Below are 18,141 nucleotides of genomic sequence, written 5' to 3'. Positions count from 1 at the left end.
CATGGACACCGGCATCACCGTCGCCGCCGTACTCGCGATGATCGCTCTGGGAGCATTCCTGATCCACCTCCTCAATGACCAGCACGCCGACAGGATCGCGCTCCGCCAGTACGCCCGTCGCCTTCCCGGTCGCAGCGGTTCCCACAGCCCCGCACAGCCGCAACCCGACAGCACCGCACCACCCGCCGTCCGCGCCCGCCGCGACCACCGGGACGGCGGGCGCGGGCGCCTCCGCCCACGGCGCAGGACCAACAGAGCCGCGAAGGGCCGAAGGACATGACCGGGCATACGGCGACGCGGCTCGGCCCGATCGGGCCGAGCCGCCAAGAACAGTCGGCCGACGGGCACGTCGAGGTCCGCATCGTCGCCACCGACCCCGACGCGGCGCGGCAGGTCGCCCTGCTCCTCAGCCGGTACTTCGTCTGCGACGAGCCCCGCAGCTACCCCACGGGCAGCGCGGGAGGCGGCACCCGCCTCCACCTGACAGTGGACACCCTGCCCACCCACGTGCCCGACCCGGCGGCCAAGTCCTGGCTCGCCGAAAGCAGCTCACAGGCACGGCGCACCCACGTCGGCGAAACGGCTTGACTCCCCGGGCCGCCCACCACCGATTCCCTGGCCCCGGACCCCGGCCCCCTCTGCCAGACCGAGGTCAAGGAGCCTTGCATGTCCACCAGTTCCACCCTTTCCCGAGCCCCCGCTCCGTCGCACGACGTCACCACGTCGCAGACGTACGACGGGACGGCCCCCTTCCCCACCGACGGCCGCCCGGCGCCCGTGCGCAAACGCGGTGAGCGGCTGTACGTGACGGTGACGGCGCTGATCGTCGTCCTGCCGTTCCTCGCTCTCGGCCTGGCCGCCTGGCTGCTGTGGGGGCGCCTCATCCACTCCACCGACGTGCTGCTCGCCCTGACCCTGTACGTCGTCACGGGGCTCGGGGTCACCGTCGGCTTCCACCGCGGCCTCACCCACGGCGGGTACCGGGCCACCCGGCCCGTGCGGATCGCCCTCGCGGTGGCCGGGTCGATGAGCTTCCAGGGCGATGTCATCGGCTGGGTCGCCACGCACCGCCGCCACCACGCCTTCACCGACCGCCCCGGCGACCCGCACTCCCCCTACCGCTACGGCACGCACCTGCGCGGCCAGCTGCGCGGCCTCGCCCACTCCCACGTCGGCTGGCTGTTCCGCAACGACCCCACCTCCGCCGAGCGCTACGCCCCCGACCTGCTCGCCGACCGCGACATCCGCGCCGTCTCCCGGGCCTTCCCCGCCCTGTGCGTCCTCACCCTGGCCCTCCCCTTCGCCCTGGGCTGGGCGATCGGCGGCACCTGGGCCCACGCCCTCACCGCCCTGCTGTGGGCGGGCCTCGTCCGCATCGCGCTGCTCCACCACGTGACCTGGAGCGTCAACTCGCTGTGCCACGTCATCGGACGGCGCCCGTTCCGCACCCGGCGCCACGACCGCGCCACCAACCTGTGGCCCCTGGCCCTGCTCTCCTTCGGCGAGAGCTGGCACAACCTCCACCACGCCGACCCCACCAGCGCCCGCCACGGCGTGGACCGCGGACAGATCGACCCCTCCGCCGCCGCCATCCGCCTGCTCGAACGCCTCGGCTGGGTGCACGACGTACGTTGGCCGACGCCGGACCGCGTCGAGGCCCGGCGTACCTGAACCGCGTCCTGGCCGCCATCGGGGCAGCCTCGTCGACCAGGGCATCCCACCGTCACCCGGAACAGCACCGCCGGGTGCGTGGGCGTCAGCGTTTCGGGCGGGGCCGGCACGGGCCCCAGCCGGAGTCGCGGGCGGTCGTGCGGGGTGGCTGGTGCGCGTGGGAGTGCCCTGTGGGCGGGAGGTCGTTTCGGCACCGGTCCCTCCCCTCGTGGGGACCGGTACCAAACGACACGGGCGATGTCGCCCCGCGCCGGGACGGCGCGGATCGGAGAGAGCCGGGGCCCGCGGCCGACGCGGAGGCGGTCCGGATGTGACCGGCCGCGCGCGTCGTCCGACAGGGCATGGCGAGAGCCTCGCCACCGCTCCGTAACTCCAGCAAAATCCAGCCAGGAAGTGGCAGCGCCATCAGTCGCCTCTCCAGGCGCAGGGCCGGTGGCCTGCCCTGACGCCGCGTGATTGCTTCGCCCCTGCCGCGATCCTGCCAACTGTGGCGGCCGCTGAGGAGGATCCGGTTCCGTCCGGTCCGCTGAGCCGCAGGTCAGCCGTATAGAGTGAGTTTTCCGGTCCGGAAGTCCAGGTGCCGCGGAAGTAAAGGGGTGGAGGCCTTGAGCTCCGACTCAGGGGCACGCACAGCCTTCGCGGAACGTCTCGCGCTGCTGTACCAGGAGGCCGGAAACCCTCCCTTGAAACGCGTTGCCGAGGCGGTTGCCCGACTGCAACGGGTCGATGAGCGCGGCCGCCCCGTGCGGGTGTCCGCGCAGCGGATCAGCGACTGGCGGCGGGCCAAGAACGTCCCGGCCCAGTTCACCGCCCTCGCCGCCGTCCTGCACGTCCTGGTCCCCGAGGCGCGGCGCGTCCGCACGACGCCGGTGTCGCCCGGCCTGTACGACCTCGCCCAGTGGCAGCGCCTGTGGGAGCGCGCGGTGGCCGACCCGGTCGTCGGCGACGCCGCCGCGGCGGCCGCGGGCGAGGAGGAAGGCGGCCCGGCCGACACCCCGGTGCCCAGCGTGTGCCCGTACCGCGGACTCGCTTCGTACCGTCAGCAGGACGCGCAGTGGTTCTTCGGCCGGGAGCGGAGCACGGACGCGCTGCTCGCCCAGCTCCGCGCGGCGGAGAAGACCGGCGGCCTGGTGATGCTCGTGGGCGCCTCCGGCGCGGGGAAGTCCTCGCTCCTGAACGCCGGGCTCGTGCCCACCCTGCGCGACGGCGCCCTCGGCGACGGCAGCGGCCGGGCCGCCCAGGTGCTGCACCTGGTGCCGGGCGCGGACCCGCTCGCGGAGCTGACCGGGCTCATACCCGAGCTCGCGCCCGCCGTCGCCGCCGCGGAGGAGCAGGCGGCGGAGTCGGGCGAGGAGAGCCCCGGCGCCCCCGGCACCCCCGAGTTCGCGGACGAGGTCAGGGAGTGCGTGACGACGTGGGCGCGGCGCGGGACCGCGTCCGACGCCCGGCCGGTCGTCATCGTCGACCAGTTCGAGGAGGCGTTCACGCTCTGCGCCGACGAGACGGCCCGGCGCACCTTCGTCCAGCTCCTGCACGCCGCGTGCTCGGCGGCGGGCTCCGACCCCGCCCCCGCGCTCGTCGTCCTCGGCGTCCGCGCCGACTTCTACGAGGAGTGCCTCGCCCACCCGGAGCTGGCCGACGCGCTCCAGCACCGGCACATGGTGCTCGGGCCGCTGACCACCGCCGAGCTGCGCCACGCGGTGACCGGCCCGGCCAAGGCCGTGGGCCTGGAACTCGAACCGGGGCTCGCGGAGCTCATCGTCCGGGAAGTGAGCACGGACGGCCCGCGCGGCGCCCACGACACGGGCGTCCTGCCGCTGCTCTCCCACGCCCTGCTCGCCACCTGGCAGCGGCGGAAGGCGGGCCGCCTCACGCTCGCCGGGTACCGCGCGGCCGGCGGGATACAGGGAGCGGTGGCGGCGACCGCCGAACGCGCCTGGTCCGACCTCGACTCGGCGGCGCGCACGGCCGCGCGGCTGCTCCTGCTGCGCCTGGTCAGGCTCGGCGAGGACACCCAGGCCACCCGCAGGCGGGGCACGCGGCGCCAGCTCGCGGAGGAGTCGACGAACCCCGACAAGACGGAGGAGTCCCTGGAGGCGCTGGCCCGCGCCCGCCTGGTGACGCTCGACGCGGAGACCGTGGAGATCACGCACGAGGCGCTGCTGCACGCCTGGCCGCGCCTGCGCGACTGGATCGACGAGGACCGGGGTGACCATCTGCTGCGGCAGCGGCTCGAAGAGGACAGCAGGACCTGGGAGGACTGCGAGCGCGACGCGTCGCTGCTCTACCGCGGCTCCCGCCTGGAGCAGGCCCGCACCTGGGCGGAGTCCGCCGAGGACACCTTCCTGACGCGCAGCGCCGTGGACTTCCTCGCCGCGTCGACCAGGCTCCGCAAGCGCACGGTCCGGCTCCGGCGCGGCGCGGTGTCGACGCTGCTCGTCCTCGCGATGCTCGCCGCCGTCTCGGCGGTGGTCGCCTGGCAGCAGCGGGACGACGCGGTGTCCGAGCGGAACGACGCGATCTTCGCGCAGGTGACCGCGGCGGCCGACCGCGCGCAGCGCACGGATCCCTCGCTCTCGGCCCAACTCGCCCTGGTGGCGCACCGCTTGCGCCCCGGCGACCAGGGCACGATGAACCGCCTCATCTCGATCGTCAACGCGCCCCTCGCCACCCCGCTCACGGGCCACACCGGCGCCGTCTACCTCACCTCGTTCCATCCGAACGGGCGGCTGCTCGCCACCGCGAGCTACGACCGGACGGTCCGCCTGTGGGACGTGTCGGACCGGTCGCGGCCGAAGCCGCTCGGCAAGCCCCTGACCGGGCACACGAGTTGGGTGAGCAGCGCGGTCTTCAGCCCGGACGGCAAGACGCTCGCCAGCGCCGCGGACGACGGCACGATCCGGCTCTGGGACGTCTCGGACCCGCGGCGTCCGCGCCCCCTCGGCGCGCCCCTGACCGGCCACGCGGGCACCGTCTACCTGGTGGCCTTCAGCCCGGACGGGCACACGCTTGCCTCCGCGAGCGAGGACCGCACCGTACGGCTGTGGAACGTGCGGGACCCGCGGCGTCCGAAGGCGCTCGCCACCCTGACCGGGCATACCGCGCCGGTGCGTTCCGTGGCGTTCGGGCCCGACGGGAAGACCCTCGCGGCGGGCGCCGACAACGGCGTCGTCCGGCTGTGGGAGACGGCGGACCCGCGCCGCCCGAAGCGGATCGGCACGGTGCTGACCGGCCACAAGGACACGGTGCACTCCGTGGCGTTCGCCCCGGGCGGCAAGACGCTGGCCAGCGGCAGCTCGGACAACACGATCCGGCTCTGGGACGTCGCGGAGCCGCGCCGCGCGCGCCCGCTCGGCCCGCCGCTCGCCGGCCACACGGGGCCCGTGTGGTCCGTGGCCTTCAACCACGAAGGGTCGATGCTCGCGGCCGCCAGCGCGGACAGCACGGCGAGCCTGTGGAACGTCCGTGACCCGGCGCACCCTTCGCAGGTGGGCGAGCCGCTCGCGGGCAGCAGCGGGGAGATGTACGCGCTCGGCTTCAGCCCGGACGGGCGCACCCTGGCCACGGGGAGCGGCGACAACAAGGTCCGCCTGTGGTCGATCCCGACCTCGGACATGATCGGCCGCATCGGGGCGTTCCGCCCCGACGGGAAGCTTCTCGTCACGGCCGCCCGCGACGAGAAGCTCCGGCTGTGGAACGTGCGGCGGCCCACCCGGCCCGTGGCCGTCGGCAAGCCCTTCGAGCCCGGCGACGGCGCCGTGCGCGCGCCCGCGTTCTCGCCCGACGGCCGCACGCTCGCGGTGCTCACGGGCACCCGCGCGGTGCAGCTGTGGGACGTCTCCGAGCCCGCACGCCCGGTTCCGTACGGGGATCCGGTCGAGCTGCGGACGCGGTTCGCGGCGGCCCTCGCCTTCAGCCGGGACGGGCGCACCCTCGCGACCGCGTACGAGGACCGCACCATCCAGCTGTGGAACGTCGGCGACCCGTCCCGCCCGCGGCGGCTCGGCCCGCCGCTCACCGGCCACAAGGGCTATGTGAACGACCTCGTCTTCGGCAAGGACGGGCGCACCCTCGCCAGCGCCAGCTCCGACGGCACCATCCGGCTCTGGAACGTGGCCGATCCGCGGCGCGCCGCACCGCTCGGCAAGCCGCTGACCGGGCATCTGGGACCCATCAACACGCTGGTCCACAGCCCGGACGGCCGGACCCTGGCCAGCGGCAGCGACGACGGCACGGTCCGGCTCTGGGACGTCTCGGATCCCCGTGCCGCGGCCCCGCGCGGCGCCCCGCTCACCGGGCACACCGACGCGCTCGTGTCCCTGACGTTCAGCCGGGACGGCCGCACCCTGGCCAGTGGCGGCAACGACAACACGGTGCGGCTCTGGGACCTCACCCACCCGTCCGAGGCCGCTCCCATCGGGCAGTCGATGAGCCCCAACGCCAAGACGGGCAGTTTCCTGTCGTTCAGCCCGCAAGGGCACATGCTCGGAGTTTCGAGCGGCCCCGATACGGTCCGGCTGTGGAATCTGGACGCCACCACGGCAATTCGCCGTATCTGCTCGACCACTCGGGGCGTCCTGACGCCGGAGAATTGGCGCGAGTATCTGCCCCGGCTCTCGTATGAGCCGCCGTGCGCGAAGTAACGCCCCGTTCCTTCTCAGTTGCGGATCGCGTACGTGATCCCGATCACAACTCGGCATCTTTATGGGGAAGTTCACTCCCCATACCCAGGCCGCCTTGTTAAGGTGGTGAACAACCCGATCGCTGGTGCATCCCCCGTCGCCAGCGATCGGGTTCTTCCATATCCGGAGCCCCTGCGGGGCGCCCCGCGCACCCCCTACAAGACCCCTAATTACCCAGCGCATTTCACTGGCCACGGCTGGCACCCGGGGCTCGGACAAAAGATACTTTCCCGTTGCATGCAACGCTGCCGCCGCGAACTCGCGCCCCGGCGGCCCCGGGATCCGTTGCACCCTCAACAACGGCCTGCAAACCGGCGCGCCGTGCGGCCGTCATGGCGTGGGAGCCGTCTTCGAATTCACCGACCGTGGATTTCCGCGCGGCGCCGCGCCACGTGCCGCGCCATGTGCCGCGCCACACGCCCCGACCCCGCCCCCACCCCCTCGTCGCCGCCCGTCGAGGGGTCGTAGGGTGAGGGTCATGCGTCAGCGCGTCACCGTCATCACCGCTGTCCACGCCCCGTCCGCGCGCTTCCTCAGCGACGCGTACGCCTCGCTGCGCGAGCAGGAGCTGCCCGACGGCTGGGAGTGGCACTGGCTGATCCAGGAGGACGGCAAGAGCGACCAGGTGGCCCCCCAGGTGCCCGACGACGAGCGGGTGACCTTCCGGCAGGGGCGCGCAGGCGGCCCCGGCGTCGCCCGCACCATGGCGCTCGCCCACGCCGACGGCGCGTACGTGAAGGTCCTCGACGCCGACGACCGGCTCGGCCCCGGCGCACTCGCCCGTGACCTGGCGGCCTTAGAGGCGGACGACACGATCGGCTGGGCGACGTCGCGCGTCCTGGACCTGCTTCCCGACGGGTCGACGGCGGGCTTTCCCGGCGACCCCGAGCACGGCCCGATCGAGCGCGCGGCCCTCCTCGACCGCTGGAAGGCGGACGGCTTCCGCGCCCCGGTCCACCCCGCGACGCTGTTCGTCCGCCGCGACCTGCTCGTCGCCCTGGGCGGCTGGATGGCGCTGCCCGCCTCGGAGGACACCGGCCTGCTCCTGGCCCTCAACTCGGTGGCCCGCGGCTGGTTCTCCGCCGAGGTCGGGCTGTTCTACCGCAAGTGGGAGGGCCAGGTCACCGGCCAGGCCGCGCACACCGAGACGGCCGAGCGCGCCGCGCGCATGGCGGTCGTGGAGTCCCGGGCCAGGGCCCTGTCCCACTTCCGGTGGCGTTACGCGCTCGGCTCGGGCTGAGCCCTTCGGGCCCTGACACTCAGGGACCGTCCGGCCCCATTCCCATGCTGGTTCCTGTTTCCGTAGCCGGGGTTCGCGGAGAACGCTTCCTCTTCATGAAGCCCCCCCTTCATAAAAGGACTTCGCCGCACGCCGCTCGAAGGGCCGCGCAGCCTTGCGCCACACAAGATGCAGTATGCACCGATTTGCCGGTCGGAGGGAACGCGCGCATGACTGCCGACATGGCCTCTGAGCAGGCTTTTCCGTCTTCCGGGCGCGGCTGGGCACGGTGTCGCCCCTGATAGGATCCTCGATCGGCCAATCAACAGGATCAGGACAAAACGATCCGGGCGCAGGATTTCGGAGGCACGTCGGTGGCGCGTGACGGATTCGACAGGGTACTCACGATCCCCAACGCCCTGAGCGCCCTGCGCGTGGCCGGAGTTCCCGTATTCCTCTGGCTCGTCCTCCAGCCGTACTTCGGAAATCCGAATCGCGACGGCTGGGCCGTCGCCCTGCTCGCGCTCAGCGGCGCGACCGATTACCTCGACGGCAAACTGGCCCGCCGCTGGAACCAGATCACGCGCCTCGGCCAGATCCTCGACCCCGCGGCGGACCGCCTCTACACGGCGTCCACCCTGCTCGCCCTGTTGCTGCGGGACATCATTCCCTGGTGGTTCCTGGTGCTGCTCCTCGCGCGCGACGTCTTCATGACGTTCAACGTCGCCGCCCTGCGCAGAAGCGGGTACGGCCCGCTCCAGGTGAACTTCATGGGAAAGGCGGCCACCTTCAACCTGATGTACGCCTTCCCGCTGCTCCTCCTGGCGAGCGGGGACGGCGCGGTCGCCGACTGGGCGCACGTCTTCGGCTGGGCGCTCGCGCTGTGGGGAGCGGCCCTGTACTGGTGGTCGGCCGGGCTCTACACGATCCAGACGCGCGGGCTGAGGCGCGGCGCCGCACCGGCGCGGTAGCCCGCGCGGCCCGGCGGGCCCGGCGGGCCCGGCCTCACTCCAGGGCTTCGGCGTCGACGCGCGAGAAGATCAGGTCGCTCTCCCCGCGGACCGGCCCGCGCCATCGGTCAGGGCCCGCGCCCGCGTACCGGACGGCCGCCGGATAGCTGCCCGGCGCATAGTCGTTGAGCAGGCGGTACGTGTGGAAGCCGTGCGCGCGCATCGTCTCCAGGAGTTCGTCGACGCTGTCGCCGAGCTGCGCCATCCGCTCCGGGGTGACCTCCACCGCGATCTCCGCGTCCGGCCGGAGCCGGTCCAGGACGGGAGCCAGGCCGCGGACGACGCTTCCCTCCGCTCCCTCGACGTCCACCTTGATGACCCTGGCACGGGCGATCTCGTCCGGCTCCAGGAGCTCGGGCAGCGGCACGGCCTGGGCCTCGAAGCGGGAGGCGACCGGCCCGTCCCACGGAACGACGCTGTTCGCGCCCATGTTGTGCGCGCTGGCGAGGACGAAGGTGAGCCGCTGCCTGCGGTCCGAGACGGCGGCGTTGACCGCCCGGATGTTGTCGCAGCCGTTCAGCTCCCGGTGCAGCAGCACCCGGCGGTGGAACTCGGGCGAGGCCTCGATCGCGACCACGCGTCCCCCGGGGCCGACGAGGCGGGCCCCGAGGACGCTCAAGTAGCCGATGTTCGCGCCGACGTCCACGAAGACGTCGCCGGGGCGCAGCCGCCCCCTCAGCCAGCGCGACATGTGCGGCTCCCAGACGCCGAACAGATAGAGGTAGCGCTGGATGAGGTCCCGCGTGTCGACGGCGAACCGGGCGCCGAAGACCGAGTCGACCACCCGCTCGCGGGGGTGCTCCCGCAGCCAGGGGTTCAGACACCGGGTCACGAGCGCGGCCTTGCCGAAGGTCCCGGGAGCGTCGCGCACGTACCGCCGGCCGAGCGTGGCCAGGACCTCCGACACCGTGCTGCCGCTGCTCAATGCTCTCGCCTCTCCCACGGGGCCCACGCGAACCGCGGCGGTCCGCTCCCGGGGTTCGGGTCAGGCGGTGGCCGCGACCGTCCGGTCCTGATCGAACGGCAGGTCCAGCATACGAATCGCGTTGCCGCGCAGCAGCTTGTAGGCCACCTCCGCGGACAGGCCGCCGACGTGCTCCTCGGCCACCCGTTTCGTGTGCGGCCAGGTCGAGTCGACGTGCGGGTAGTCCGTCTCGAACGTCGCGTTGTCGACGCCCACGGTCTCGATGGCCTCGATGCCGTGCTTGTCGCGGAAGAAGCAGCAGAAGACCTGCCGGTAGTAGTACGACGACGGCGGCTCCGGGACCAGGTCCCGCACCCCGCCCCAGGCGCGGTGCTCCTCCCACACGTCGTCGGCGCGCTCCAGGGCGTACGGGATCCAGCCCATCTGCCCCTCGCTGTAGGCGAGTTTGAGCCGCGGGAACTTCACCAGGACACCCGAGAAGAGGAAGTCCATCATCGAGGCCATCGCGTTGTTGAAGGACAGCGCGGCCTGCACGGCGGGCGGCGCGTCGGGCGACGCGGCGGGCATCTGCGAGCTGCTCCCGATGTGCATGTTCACCACCGTGCCCGTCTCCTCGCACGCGGCGAAGAACGGGTCCCAGTACCCGGAGTGGATCGACGGCAGGCCCAGATGGGTCGGGATCTCGGAGAACGTCACCGCCCGCACCCCGCGCGCCGCGTTCCGCCGGATCTCCGCCACGGCGAGGTCCACGTCCCACAGCGGAATCAGACACAGCGGGATCAGGCGTCCGCCGCTGTCCCCGCACCACTCCTCCACCATCCAGTCGTTGTACGCGCGGACGCAGGCGAGGGCGACCTCCTTGTCCCGCGCCTCCGCGAACGTCTGGCCGCAGAACCGCGGGAAGGTGGGGAAGCACAGCGAGGCCTCGACGTGGTTGAGGTCCATGTCCTCCAGGCGCGCCTTGGGGTCCCAGCAGCCGCGCCGCATCTGCTCGCGCGTGATGCCGTCGAGCGTCATCTCGTCCCGGGAGAAGCCCACGGCGGCGATGATCCGCTTGTACGGGAAGACCTCGCCCTCGTACCGCCACCAGTCCGTGATCTGGCCGTCCGGATCGGTGGTGAAGCGGTACTTCCCGCCCACGTACGCCAGCTCTCCGATCCCGGCCGTGAAGGGCTTGGGGCCCTGGTCGCGGTACTTGCTCGGAAGCCAGGTCTCGAAGAGGTGCGCGGGCTCGATCACGTGATCGTCCACGCTGATGACCTGGGGAATGTCCTTCGTGCCGGACTCATTGCCGCTCATGCCGCAGCTCCCTGCCCGCTGGTTCGGCTGCCGGGTCCCATATCTGACGACCCATCAGGTTCAGGGTAGGTCGCCGCGCCGCGGGACGGCAAGCGGGCGCGGACCCTTGCGAGTTGCGCGCCGTTCCGCTGAACTGACGCCCCGTCAGTTCCGTGTCCGCTGCGACGCCGGGAGGGACTCACCCATGCAGACGATCTGGCTCGGCGGCGCCGAGTGGTTCGCGGCCTTAAGGATCGGCCTGGGCCTGTGGTGGCTGGAGAGCTGGCGGCACAAGGACAAGAAGAGCTGGTTCTCGGGGGGCGGCATCGCCTGGGCCGCGGGCATCGCCGAACGGCACCGCTGGCCCGTCGTACGGCGCGGCTTCGACGGCCTGGTCAAGCCGCGCCCGCGCCTCATGGCCCACGTCGTCGCCCACGCGGAACTGGCCCTGGGCCTCGGCCTGGTCCTCGGCTTCCTCACCCCGGTCGCCCTGGCCGCGGGCCTGGTGCTCAATCTGATCTACCTCGTCCTCATGATCCACGACTGGGCCGAGCAGGGGCAGAACCTCATGATGGCGCTGGTCTCCGCCGTGGCCTTCTCGGGCATGGCCTGGCAGACGTGGTCACTGGACGAGGCGCTGGGGCTGTTCGGGTAGGGGCCCGGCCCTCTCGAAACAAGTCCGTCCGGGCCTGGCTACTTCCCCGCCGGCGTGCCACCCTGCCGCAGCAGCGCTGCGCCCTACACCGAGGAGGTGGCCATGAGCGTGCCCGTCCGCAGTGACCAGCCGGAGCCCGCCGACGAGCGAGCGCTCCAGGACCAGCACCTGGCCCGTGCCAGAAGCGCGTACGAGCGTGCCGTCGCCGCCTGCCGCGCCGCGGGCATCGAACCGGACCGGGCGGAGATCGTGCCGACCGGCCCGGCCGCCCGGGCCGCGAACGCGGTGCGCCTGTCCGCCCGGTCGCTCGCCGAACGCGAGGGCCGGGCCCCCGACCCCGCGGCCGACGCCCGCTGCGCCCGCAACGCCGCGGCCACCGCCGCGACCGCCGCCCAGGCGGCCCACGCCCACACCCCCGGAGACCTGACGGCCACCGCCCTCCAGGCCGCCCTCAAGGCCTCCCAGGCCGCCGCCGAGGCAGCCGGGGGCCGCAGCTCGGGCCGCGACCCGACCCTGACGGCCCGGGCCGACACGACCGAGGCCACGGCCGTCGCAACGGCGAGAAGAGCGGGCTGGACCGGGGCGGCCGCCACCCGCTAACGCGCCGGGGGTACCTCCGGCCGCGGACTCACGCTGCCCAGCCACAGCACGTCACGGGCCCGGGTCATGGCCACGAAGAGCTGGCTGCGGAACAGCTCATCGCGCTCCCGCTCGGTCTCCGAGACCCCCTCGCGGGGCGTACGACCGGTGTCCGCCAGGGTGGCGTCGTGCTCAGGGAGGTAGACGCGCTTGAACTCAAGGCCCTTCGCCCTGCGGTAGCTGCCGAGTTTGACGGCGTCGACGGGGTGGCCGTCGTAGTGCTCCAGCAGGCACACGGGGATACCCGCGCGGGTGAGGAGCCGCTGGTAGTGGCCTATGGCCCGCATGGAAGGGCACAGTACTGCGCTGTCGGAGCGGGCCGCGGACGACAGGTCCAGGAGCGACTCCAGCAGGGCCCGGTCGTGATCGGCGCGCGTCGCCTCGACGACGCGGACCACTTGGCCGTCGTGGTAGGTGAGATCGACGTCCCGGCGACCCGGCGTGCGCAGCCCGTCGATGTCCTCGAAGGAGTCGTCGGCGACGACCGCGAGCGCCGCGTTGAGGATCTGCCCGCTGTTGCGGTAGTTGGTGCGGAGAACCTGCCCGCGGTCACCGCGGATGTCGATTCCCGCGTCGGACAGGCGGAAGCCGCCCGGGTAGACGGCCTGCTGTCCGTCACCGACCAGCAACAGACCGTTGGCGATGTCGCCGACGAGGGCGTGCAGGAGCCGCACACCGACCAGCGTGAGGTCCTGCACCTCGTCCACGACGACGGCCGCGTAGCGGTGCTGCCCCGCGCGGCGGTGTGCCTCCGCCAGGGCGAGGGAGAGGACGTCGTTGAAGTCGTGCACGCCGCGCTCCTCCCGAAGTTCCTCGTACGCCTCGTACAGCGCCCAGACCGCCTGCCGGTGCGGGCGGCGCAGGGCGGCGCGGCGACGCCTGCGGGGCACCGTGGCGTACTCCTCGAAGGAGGTGATGCCACGCCCCTTGATGACGTGGTCGATCTCGTCCTTCCAGTAGGGCGGGGCCGGGTCGATCTCGGCCAGGCAGCTGTCACGGCCGACGTGCTTCCAGGCGAGGCTGAAGGCGGTCTGTGCCTTGTCACCGTGCAGCCGCACCGGCACCTCGCAGTCGTGCAGGAACTCCTGGGCCCAGGAGTGCAGGCTGCGAAAGTCGACCCGCCCGGCCACTGCCGGAGACATCGTGGTCAGGAACGTGGCCTGCACCCGGGGAAGGTTGTTGGCGAACGTGACGTAGAGGACACGGCCACCGGTGCGCTGGGCGAGGTGGGCCGCGCGGTGCAGACCCACCACCGTCTTGCCGGTTCCCGCAGGACCGCTGATCCGTGCGGGTCCCGCCCAGTTCCGGCGCACCAAAGCCACCTGGTCGGGATGGAGGAAGGTCATCCACTGCTCGATCGGGGCCCGCAGGGCCTCCGCAAGGGCGGCCTCGCGCAGTCCTTCGAGGTCGAAAAGCCCGTCGGACAGCTCTTCTTGCGGCTGTGGCGGAGGCGGGACTGTCGCCGCCTGGTGCACGGAGGACCCCTCGTACTCGGGGAACACCCGCTCCAGATGGTCCGCGATGGCCCGTACGGACTCGGGGCGCAGCCGATGCCGCTCCGTCAGGAGGGCAGGGCCGACCTCGCGCTCCCCCAGCAGCCTGATCCGGCCGAGGTCGGCGTCGACACGGTGCCCGGCGAAGACCATGAGGGGCCGGACCGCGACCGGCGACATGCCCAGGGACGCCACGGCTGACTCGGCCACCTTCGTCACGGCAAGCAGCTTGGCCGCTTGCTCGTCACGGGGCTCCGGGCCGGCGTGGAGCCGCCCGTCCGGAGTCTCCGGTGCGGCCCGCCAATTCTTGACGTCGATGACGAACACACCGCCGGGGCCGACCAGCAGGATGTCCACATTGGCCGCTCGCGTCCCCGGCCACCTACGGTCCACCAGTAATCGCCAGCCGCGCGCGGTCAGGACCAACAGCTGAGCCGCGACCCGGCGTTCGCTCTCGCTGGCGGCTTCCCACCGGCGTGCTTGCCGCCGGGCCGCCTGCCACTGCTCCCGCAGCAGCCTTTCCTGCCGTCGTGCCTCCTGCGCCCGCCTCGAAGCCGAGCCACCAGCCCCCATGCCACGCTCACCCCCATCGCCGTTTCGGTTCGCACACGCGCGAAATGCCCGGGCTCACCGAATCCTGCCAGCGATCAAGTCACGGGTCAGCGACTCCGCGTGATCGGCGGAGCCGGGGCGTCAGAAGGACGCCCCGGCCGGAGCGTGGTCAGGCCCCGTTGTCCTCCAAGTTGCCCTCGGTCTCCAGGTAGGTCTGGCGGAGGGCTTCCAGGGTTGCGGGGTCCGGGTTGGACCACATGCCTCGGGATTCGGCTTCCAGGAGGCGTTCGGCGATGCCGTGGAGGGCCCAGGGGTTGGCTTCCTTGAGGAAGGCGCGATTGGTGGGGTCGAGGACGTAGGTCTCGGTGAGCTTGTCGTACATCCAGTCGGCGACCACGCCGGTGGTGGCGTCGTAGCCGAAGAGGTAGTCGACGGTGGCGGCGAGTTCGAAGGCGCCCTTGTAGCCGTGGCGGCGCATCGCCTCGATCCACTTGGGGTTCACCACGCGGGCGCGGAAGACGCGGGAGGTCTCCTCGACGAGGGTGCGGGTGCGGATCGTCTCGGGCCGGGTGGAGTCGCCGATGTACGCCTCGGGCGCCTTGCCGCCGCGCAGGGCCTTCACCGTGGCGACCATGCCGCCGTGGTACTGGAAGTAGTCGTCGGAGTCCGCGATGTCGTGCTCGCGGGTGTCGGTGTTCTTGGCCGCGACCGCGATGCGCTTGTACGTCGCCTCCATCTCGGCGCGGGCCGGACGGCCCTCCAGGCCGCGGCCGTAGGCGTAGCCGCCCCAGACCGTGTAGACCTCGGCGAGGTCCGCGTCGGTGCGCCAGTCGCGCGAGTCGATGAGCTGGAGCAGGCCGGCGCCGTACGTGCCGGGGCGGGAGCCGAAGATGCGGGTGGTGGCCCGGCGTTCGTCGCCGTGCTCGGCGAGGTCCGCCCGGACGTGGGCCCGGACGTGGTTGGCTTCGTCGGGCTCCTCCAGCGACGCCGCGAGGCGCACCGCGTCGTCCAGGAGGCCGATCGTGTGCGGGAAGGCGTCCCGGAAGAAGCCGGAGATGCGCAGCGTCACGTCGATGCGGGGGCGGTTCAGCTCCTCGTACGGGATCGCCTCCAGGCCCGTCACGCGGCGCGAGGCGTCGTCCCAGACCGGGCGGACGCCGAGCAGGGCCAGGGCCTCGGCGACGTCGTCGCCCGCGGTGCGCATCGCGCTGGTGCCCCACAGGGAGAGGCCGACCGAGGTGGGCCACTCGCCGTTGTCCGCGCGGTAGCGCTCCAGGAGCGAGTCGGCCAGGGCCTGGCCCGTCTCCCAGGCGAGCCGGGAGGGGACCGCCTTGGGGTCGACGGAGTAGAAGTTGCGGCCCGTCGGCAGGACGTTGACCAGGCCGCGCAGCGGGGAGCCCGAGGGGCCCGCCGGGACGAAGCCGCCGTTCAGGGCGTGCACGGCGTGGTCCAGCTCGGCCGTGGTCGCCGACAGGCGCGGCACGACCTCGCGGGCGGCGAACTCCAGGATGGCCGTCACCTGGTCGCGGCGGTCCTCGGCGACGGACGCCACCACCGCAGGTACGGCCGCCGGGTCCCAGGCCGCCTCCTCCATCGCCACGACCAGGGCGCGGGCCTGCTCCTCCGCCGCGTCGGCCGTCGTGCGCGTCGCGGCCGACTCGTCGAGGCCGAGGGCCTCGCGCAGACCGGGCAGGGCGGTGGTTCCGCCCCAGATCTGGCGGGCGCGCAGGATCGCGAGGACCAGGTTGACGCGGTCGTCGCCCGCCGGCGGGGCCCCGAGGACATGCAGGCCGTCGCGGATCTGGGCGTCCTTGACCTCGCACAGCCAGCCGTCGACGTGCAGCAGGAAGTCGTCGAAGCCGTCGTCGTCCGGGCGGTCCTCCAGGCCCAGGTCGTGGTCGAGCTTCGCGGCCTGGATGAGGGTCCAGATCTGGGCGCGGATGGCCGGGAGCTTCGCCGGGTCCATCGAGCTGATCTGCGCGTACTCGTCCAGGAGTTGCTCCAGGCGCGCGATGTCGCCGTAGGAGTCGGCGCGCGCCATCGGCGGGACGAGGTGGTCGATGAGGGTGGCGTGCACCCGGCGCTTGGCCTGGGTGCCCTCGCCCGGGTCGTTGACCAGGAACGGGTAGACGAGCGGGATGTCGCCGAGGGCGGCGTCGGGGGCGCAGGCGGCGGACAGGCCCGCGTTCTTGCCGGGCAGCCACTCCAGGTTGCCGTGCTTGCCGAGGTGGATCATCGCGTCGGCGCCGAAGCCGCCGTCGGACGCGGCCGCCGCGATCCAGCGGTACGCCGCCAGATAGTGGTGCGAGGGCGGCAGGTCCGGGTCGTGGTAGATCGCGATGGGGTTCTCGCCGAAGCCGCGCGGCGGCTGGATGAGGATCAGCAGGTTCTCGAACCGGAGCGCGGCCAGGACGATGTCGCCCTCCGGATTGGCGCTGCGGTCCACGAACATCTCGCCGGGCGCCGGGCCCCAGTGCTCCTCGACGGCCGTCCGCAGCTCCTCGGGGAGCGTGGCGTACCAGCGCCGGTAGTCGGCGGCCGGGATGCGCACCGGGTTCTTCGCCAGCTGCTCCTCGGTGAGCCAGTCCTGGTCGTGGCCGCCCGCCTCGATCAGCGCGCGGATCAGTTCGTCGCCGTCGCCGGAGACCAGGCCGGGGATCTCGGCGTCGCCGAAGTCGTAGCCCTCCGCGCGCAGCCGGCGAAGGAGCTCCACCGCGCTCGCGGGGGTGTCCAGGCCGACCGCGTTGCCGATCCGGGAGTGCTTCGTCGGGTACGCGGACAGGACGAGCGCGATCCGCTTGTCGGCGGCCGGGATGTGCTTGAGGCGGGCGTGGCGCACGGCGATCCCGGCGACGCGGGCGGCGCGCTCGGGGTCGGCGACGTACGCCGGGAGGCCGTCCTCGTCGATCTCCTTAAAGGAGAACGGCACCGTGATCAGGCGGCCGTCGAACTCCGGCACCGCGATCTGGCTGGCGGCGTCCAGCGGCGAGACGCCCTCGTCGTTCTCCTCCCAGGCGGCGCGCGAGCCGGTCAGGCACAGGGCCTGAAGGATCGGCACGTCCAGGGCGGTGAGCGCGCCCGCGTCCCAGGACTCGTCGTCGCCGCCCGCGGAGGCCTCGGCGGGCTTGGTGCCGCCCGCGGCGAGGACCGTGGTGACGATGGCGTCGGCGGCCCGCAGCTCGTCGATCAGCTCGGCCTCGGGGGCGCGCAGCGAGGCCACGTACAGCGGCAGCGGCCTGGCGCCCGCCGCCTCGACGGCGTCGCACAGGGCGTGCACGAAGGCGGTGTTGCCGCTCATGTGGTGGGCGCGGTAGTAGAGCACGGCGACGGTCGGGCCCTCGCCCGCCGGGGCCTGCCGCTCCAGGGGGCCCCACGTCGGCGCGGGCGCGGGCGCGTCGAAGCCGTGGCCGGTGAGCAGGACGGTGTCGGACAGGAAGCGGGCGAGCTGCTCCAGATTGCCGGGGCCGCCGTGCGCGAGGTAGGCGTGCGCCTCGGCGGCGATGCCGACCGGGACCGTGGAGGCGGCCATCAGCTGGGCGTCCGGCGCCTGTTCCCCGCTGAGGACCACGACGGGGCGGCCGTCGGCGAGCAGCAGGTCGAGGCCTTCCTGCCAGGCGCGGATGCCGCCGAGGAGGCGTACGACGACCAGGTCGGCGCCGTCCAGAAGGCCCGGCAGGTCGTCCAGCGGGAGCCGGGAGGGGTTCGCGAAGCGGTAGGCCACGGGGCCCGCGGCGGCGCGGGCGCTGAGGAGGTCGGTGTCGGACGTCGACAGAAGCAGGATGCGGGGCCCGGTCGTGTGCTGCATGCGGCGTCGGCCTTCCTCGGGGTGTCCGCGCCCCGGGTGGTGTGTGGGTCTCTCCTGCCCGGCCGGAGCCGGGCGTGCGGAGAAGGGAGTTCCTGGCTCGCCCGGCCCCTCACGGGGTCGGGCTCACAGTGGCGGGACCGCGCCGGAATCGCACCGGGCTTCCTCCCCTGTCGCCGTCATGGCGATGGTGGATCGGGTGATCCACTGTGGAG

12 protein-coding genes and 1 riboswitch are annotated in these 18,141 nt (G+C 72.9%); of the genes, 8 read left to right on the top strand and 4 right to left on the bottom strand.

Going from position 1 to position 18,141, the window contains the following annotated elements:
• Window position 1: 1 nt before the first annotated feature.
• The 6 genes from CP982_RS23120 (at window position 2) to clsA (ending at window position 8,543) form a co-directional block, all read left to right on the top strand.
• Window positions 2-280 (top strand): hypothetical protein, encoded by a 279-nt coding sequence (locus CP982_RS23120; protein ID WP_150512276.1) that lies wholly within the window; start codon window positions 2-4, stop codon window positions 278-280.
• On the top strand, window positions 277-588 hold the full coding sequence (locus tag CP982_RS23115) for a hypothetical protein (protein WP_221515008.1): 312 nt from the start codon (window positions 277-279) through the stop codon (window positions 586-588). Before CP982_RS23120 ends, CP982_RS23115 begins: the two co-directional genes overlap by 4 nt.
• Window positions 589-666: 78 nt before the next feature.
• Window positions 667-1,671 (top strand): acyl-CoA desaturase, encoded by a 1,005-nt coding sequence (locus tag CP982_RS23110; protein WP_150512275.1) that lies wholly within the window; start codon window positions 667-669, stop codon window positions 1,669-1,671.
• Between the two features lie 596 nt (window positions 1,672-2,267).
• Window positions 2,268-6,314, top strand: a complete 4,047-nt coding sequence (locus CP982_RS23105) for a WD40 repeat domain-containing protein (protein ID WP_150512274.1) — start codon at window positions 2,268-2,270, stop codon at window positions 6,312-6,314.
• A 517-nt stretch (window positions 6,315-6,831) separates the two neighbouring features.
• Window positions 6,832-7,593, top strand: a complete 762-nt coding sequence (locus tag CP982_RS23100) for a glycosyltransferase family 2 protein (protein ID WP_150512273.1) — start codon at window positions 6,832-6,834, stop codon at window positions 7,591-7,593.
• Between the two features lie 353 nt (window positions 7,594-7,946).
• Window positions 7,947-8,543, top strand: coding sequence for a cardiolipin synthase ClsA (gene clsA / locus CP982_RS23095; protein WP_150512272.1), 597 nt, complete (start codon window positions 7,947-7,949; stop codon window positions 8,541-8,543).
• 34 nt (window positions 8,544-8,577) lie between these two features.
• Here clsA and CP982_RS23090 read toward each other — a convergent pair whose 3' ends face one another.
• Window positions 8,578-9,507 (bottom strand): FkbM family methyltransferase, encoded by a 930-nt coding sequence (locus CP982_RS23090; RefSeq protein WP_221515010.1) that lies wholly within the window; start codon window positions 9,505-9,507, stop codon window positions 8,578-8,580.
• 60 nt (window positions 9,508-9,567) lie between these two features.
• Window positions 9,568-10,806 carry an amidohydrolase family protein gene (locus CP982_RS23085; RefSeq protein ID WP_150512271.1) on the bottom strand — a complete coding sequence of 413 codons (1,239 nt, stop codon included), beginning with the start codon at window positions 10,804-10,806 and terminating at the stop codon, window positions 9,568-9,570.
• Between the two features lie 184 nt (window positions 10,807-10,990).
• Between CP982_RS23085 and CP982_RS23080 the strand changes: the two genes are divergently transcribed.
• Window positions 10,991-11,440, top strand: a complete 450-nt coding sequence (locus CP982_RS23080) for a DoxX family protein (RefSeq protein WP_150512270.1) — start codon at window positions 10,991-10,993, stop codon at window positions 11,438-11,440.
• A gap of 102 nt (window positions 11,441-11,542) precedes the next feature.
• Window positions 11,543-12,040, top strand: a complete 498-nt coding sequence (locus CP982_RS23075) for a hypothetical protein (protein WP_150512269.1) — start codon at window positions 11,543-11,545, stop codon at window positions 12,038-12,040.
• Here the strand turns inward: CP982_RS23075 and CP982_RS23070 are convergent.
• Both CP982_RS23070 and cobN read right to left on the bottom strand, forming a co-directional pair.
• On the bottom strand, window positions 12,037-14,145 hold the full coding sequence (locus tag CP982_RS23070) for a nuclease-related domain-containing DEAD/DEAH box helicase (RefSeq protein WP_150512268.1): 2,109 nt from the start codon (window positions 14,143-14,145) through the stop codon (window positions 12,037-12,039). The genes CP982_RS23075 and CP982_RS23070 overlap by 4 nt on opposite strands.
• A 148-nt stretch (window positions 14,146-14,293) precedes the next feature.
• Window positions 14,294-17,929, bottom strand: a complete 3,636-nt coding sequence (cobN, locus tag CP982_RS23065) for a cobaltochelatase subunit CobN (protein ID WP_150512267.1) — start codon at window positions 17,927-17,929, stop codon at window positions 14,294-14,296.
• A gap of 86 nt (window positions 17,930-18,015) precedes the next feature.
• Window positions 18,016-18,094: riboswitch (cobalamin riboswitch) on the bottom strand.
• Window positions 18,095-18,141 lie beyond the last annotated feature (47 nt).

It is taken from the genome of Streptomyces spectabilis (assembly GCF_008704795.1).
Taxonomy (GTDB): Bacteria; Actinomycetota; Actinomycetes; order Streptomycetales; family Streptomycetaceae; genus Streptomyces; species Streptomyces spectabilis.
The sequence above is the reverse complement of the archived record's forward strand: the minus strand, read 5'-3'. Positions and strand labels throughout refer to the sequence as shown.

Bases quoted from the DNA above. Each gene is read 5' to 3' on its own strand.
- CP982_RS23120 (WP_150512276.1), top strand. From the start codon at position 2: ATGGACACCGGCATCACCGTCGCCGCCGTACTCGCGATGATCGCTCTG.
- CP982_RS23115 (WP_221515008.1), top strand. From the start codon at position 277: ATGACCGGGCATACGGCGACGCGGCTCGGCCCGATCGGGCCGAGCCGC.
- CP982_RS23110 (WP_150512275.1), top strand. From the start codon at position 667: ATGTCCACCAGTTCCACCCTTTCCCGAGCCCCCGCTCCGTCGCACGAC.
- CP982_RS23100 (WP_150512273.1), top strand. From the start codon at position 6,832: ATGCGTCAGCGCGTCACCGTCATCACCGCTGTCCACGCCCCGTCCGCG.
- CP982_RS23085 (WP_150512271.1), bottom strand. From the start codon at position 10,806: ATGAGCGGCAATGAGTCCGGCACGAAGGACATTCCCCAGGTCATCAGC.
- CP982_RS23080 (WP_150512270.1), top strand. From the start codon at position 10,991: ATGCAGACGATCTGGCTCGGCGGCGCCGAGTGGTTCGCGGCCTTAAGG.
- CP982_RS23075 (WP_150512269.1), top strand. From the start codon at position 11,543: ATGAGCGTGCCCGTCCGCAGTGACCAGCCGGAGCCCGCCGACGAGCGA.
- CP982_RS23070 (WP_150512268.1), bottom strand. From the start codon at position 14,145: ATGGGGGCTGGTGGCTCGGCTTCGAGGCGGGCGCAGGAGGCACGACGG.
- cobN (WP_150512267.1), bottom strand. From the start codon at position 17,929: ATGCAGCACACGACCGGGCCCCGCATCCTGCTTCTGTCGACGTCCGAC.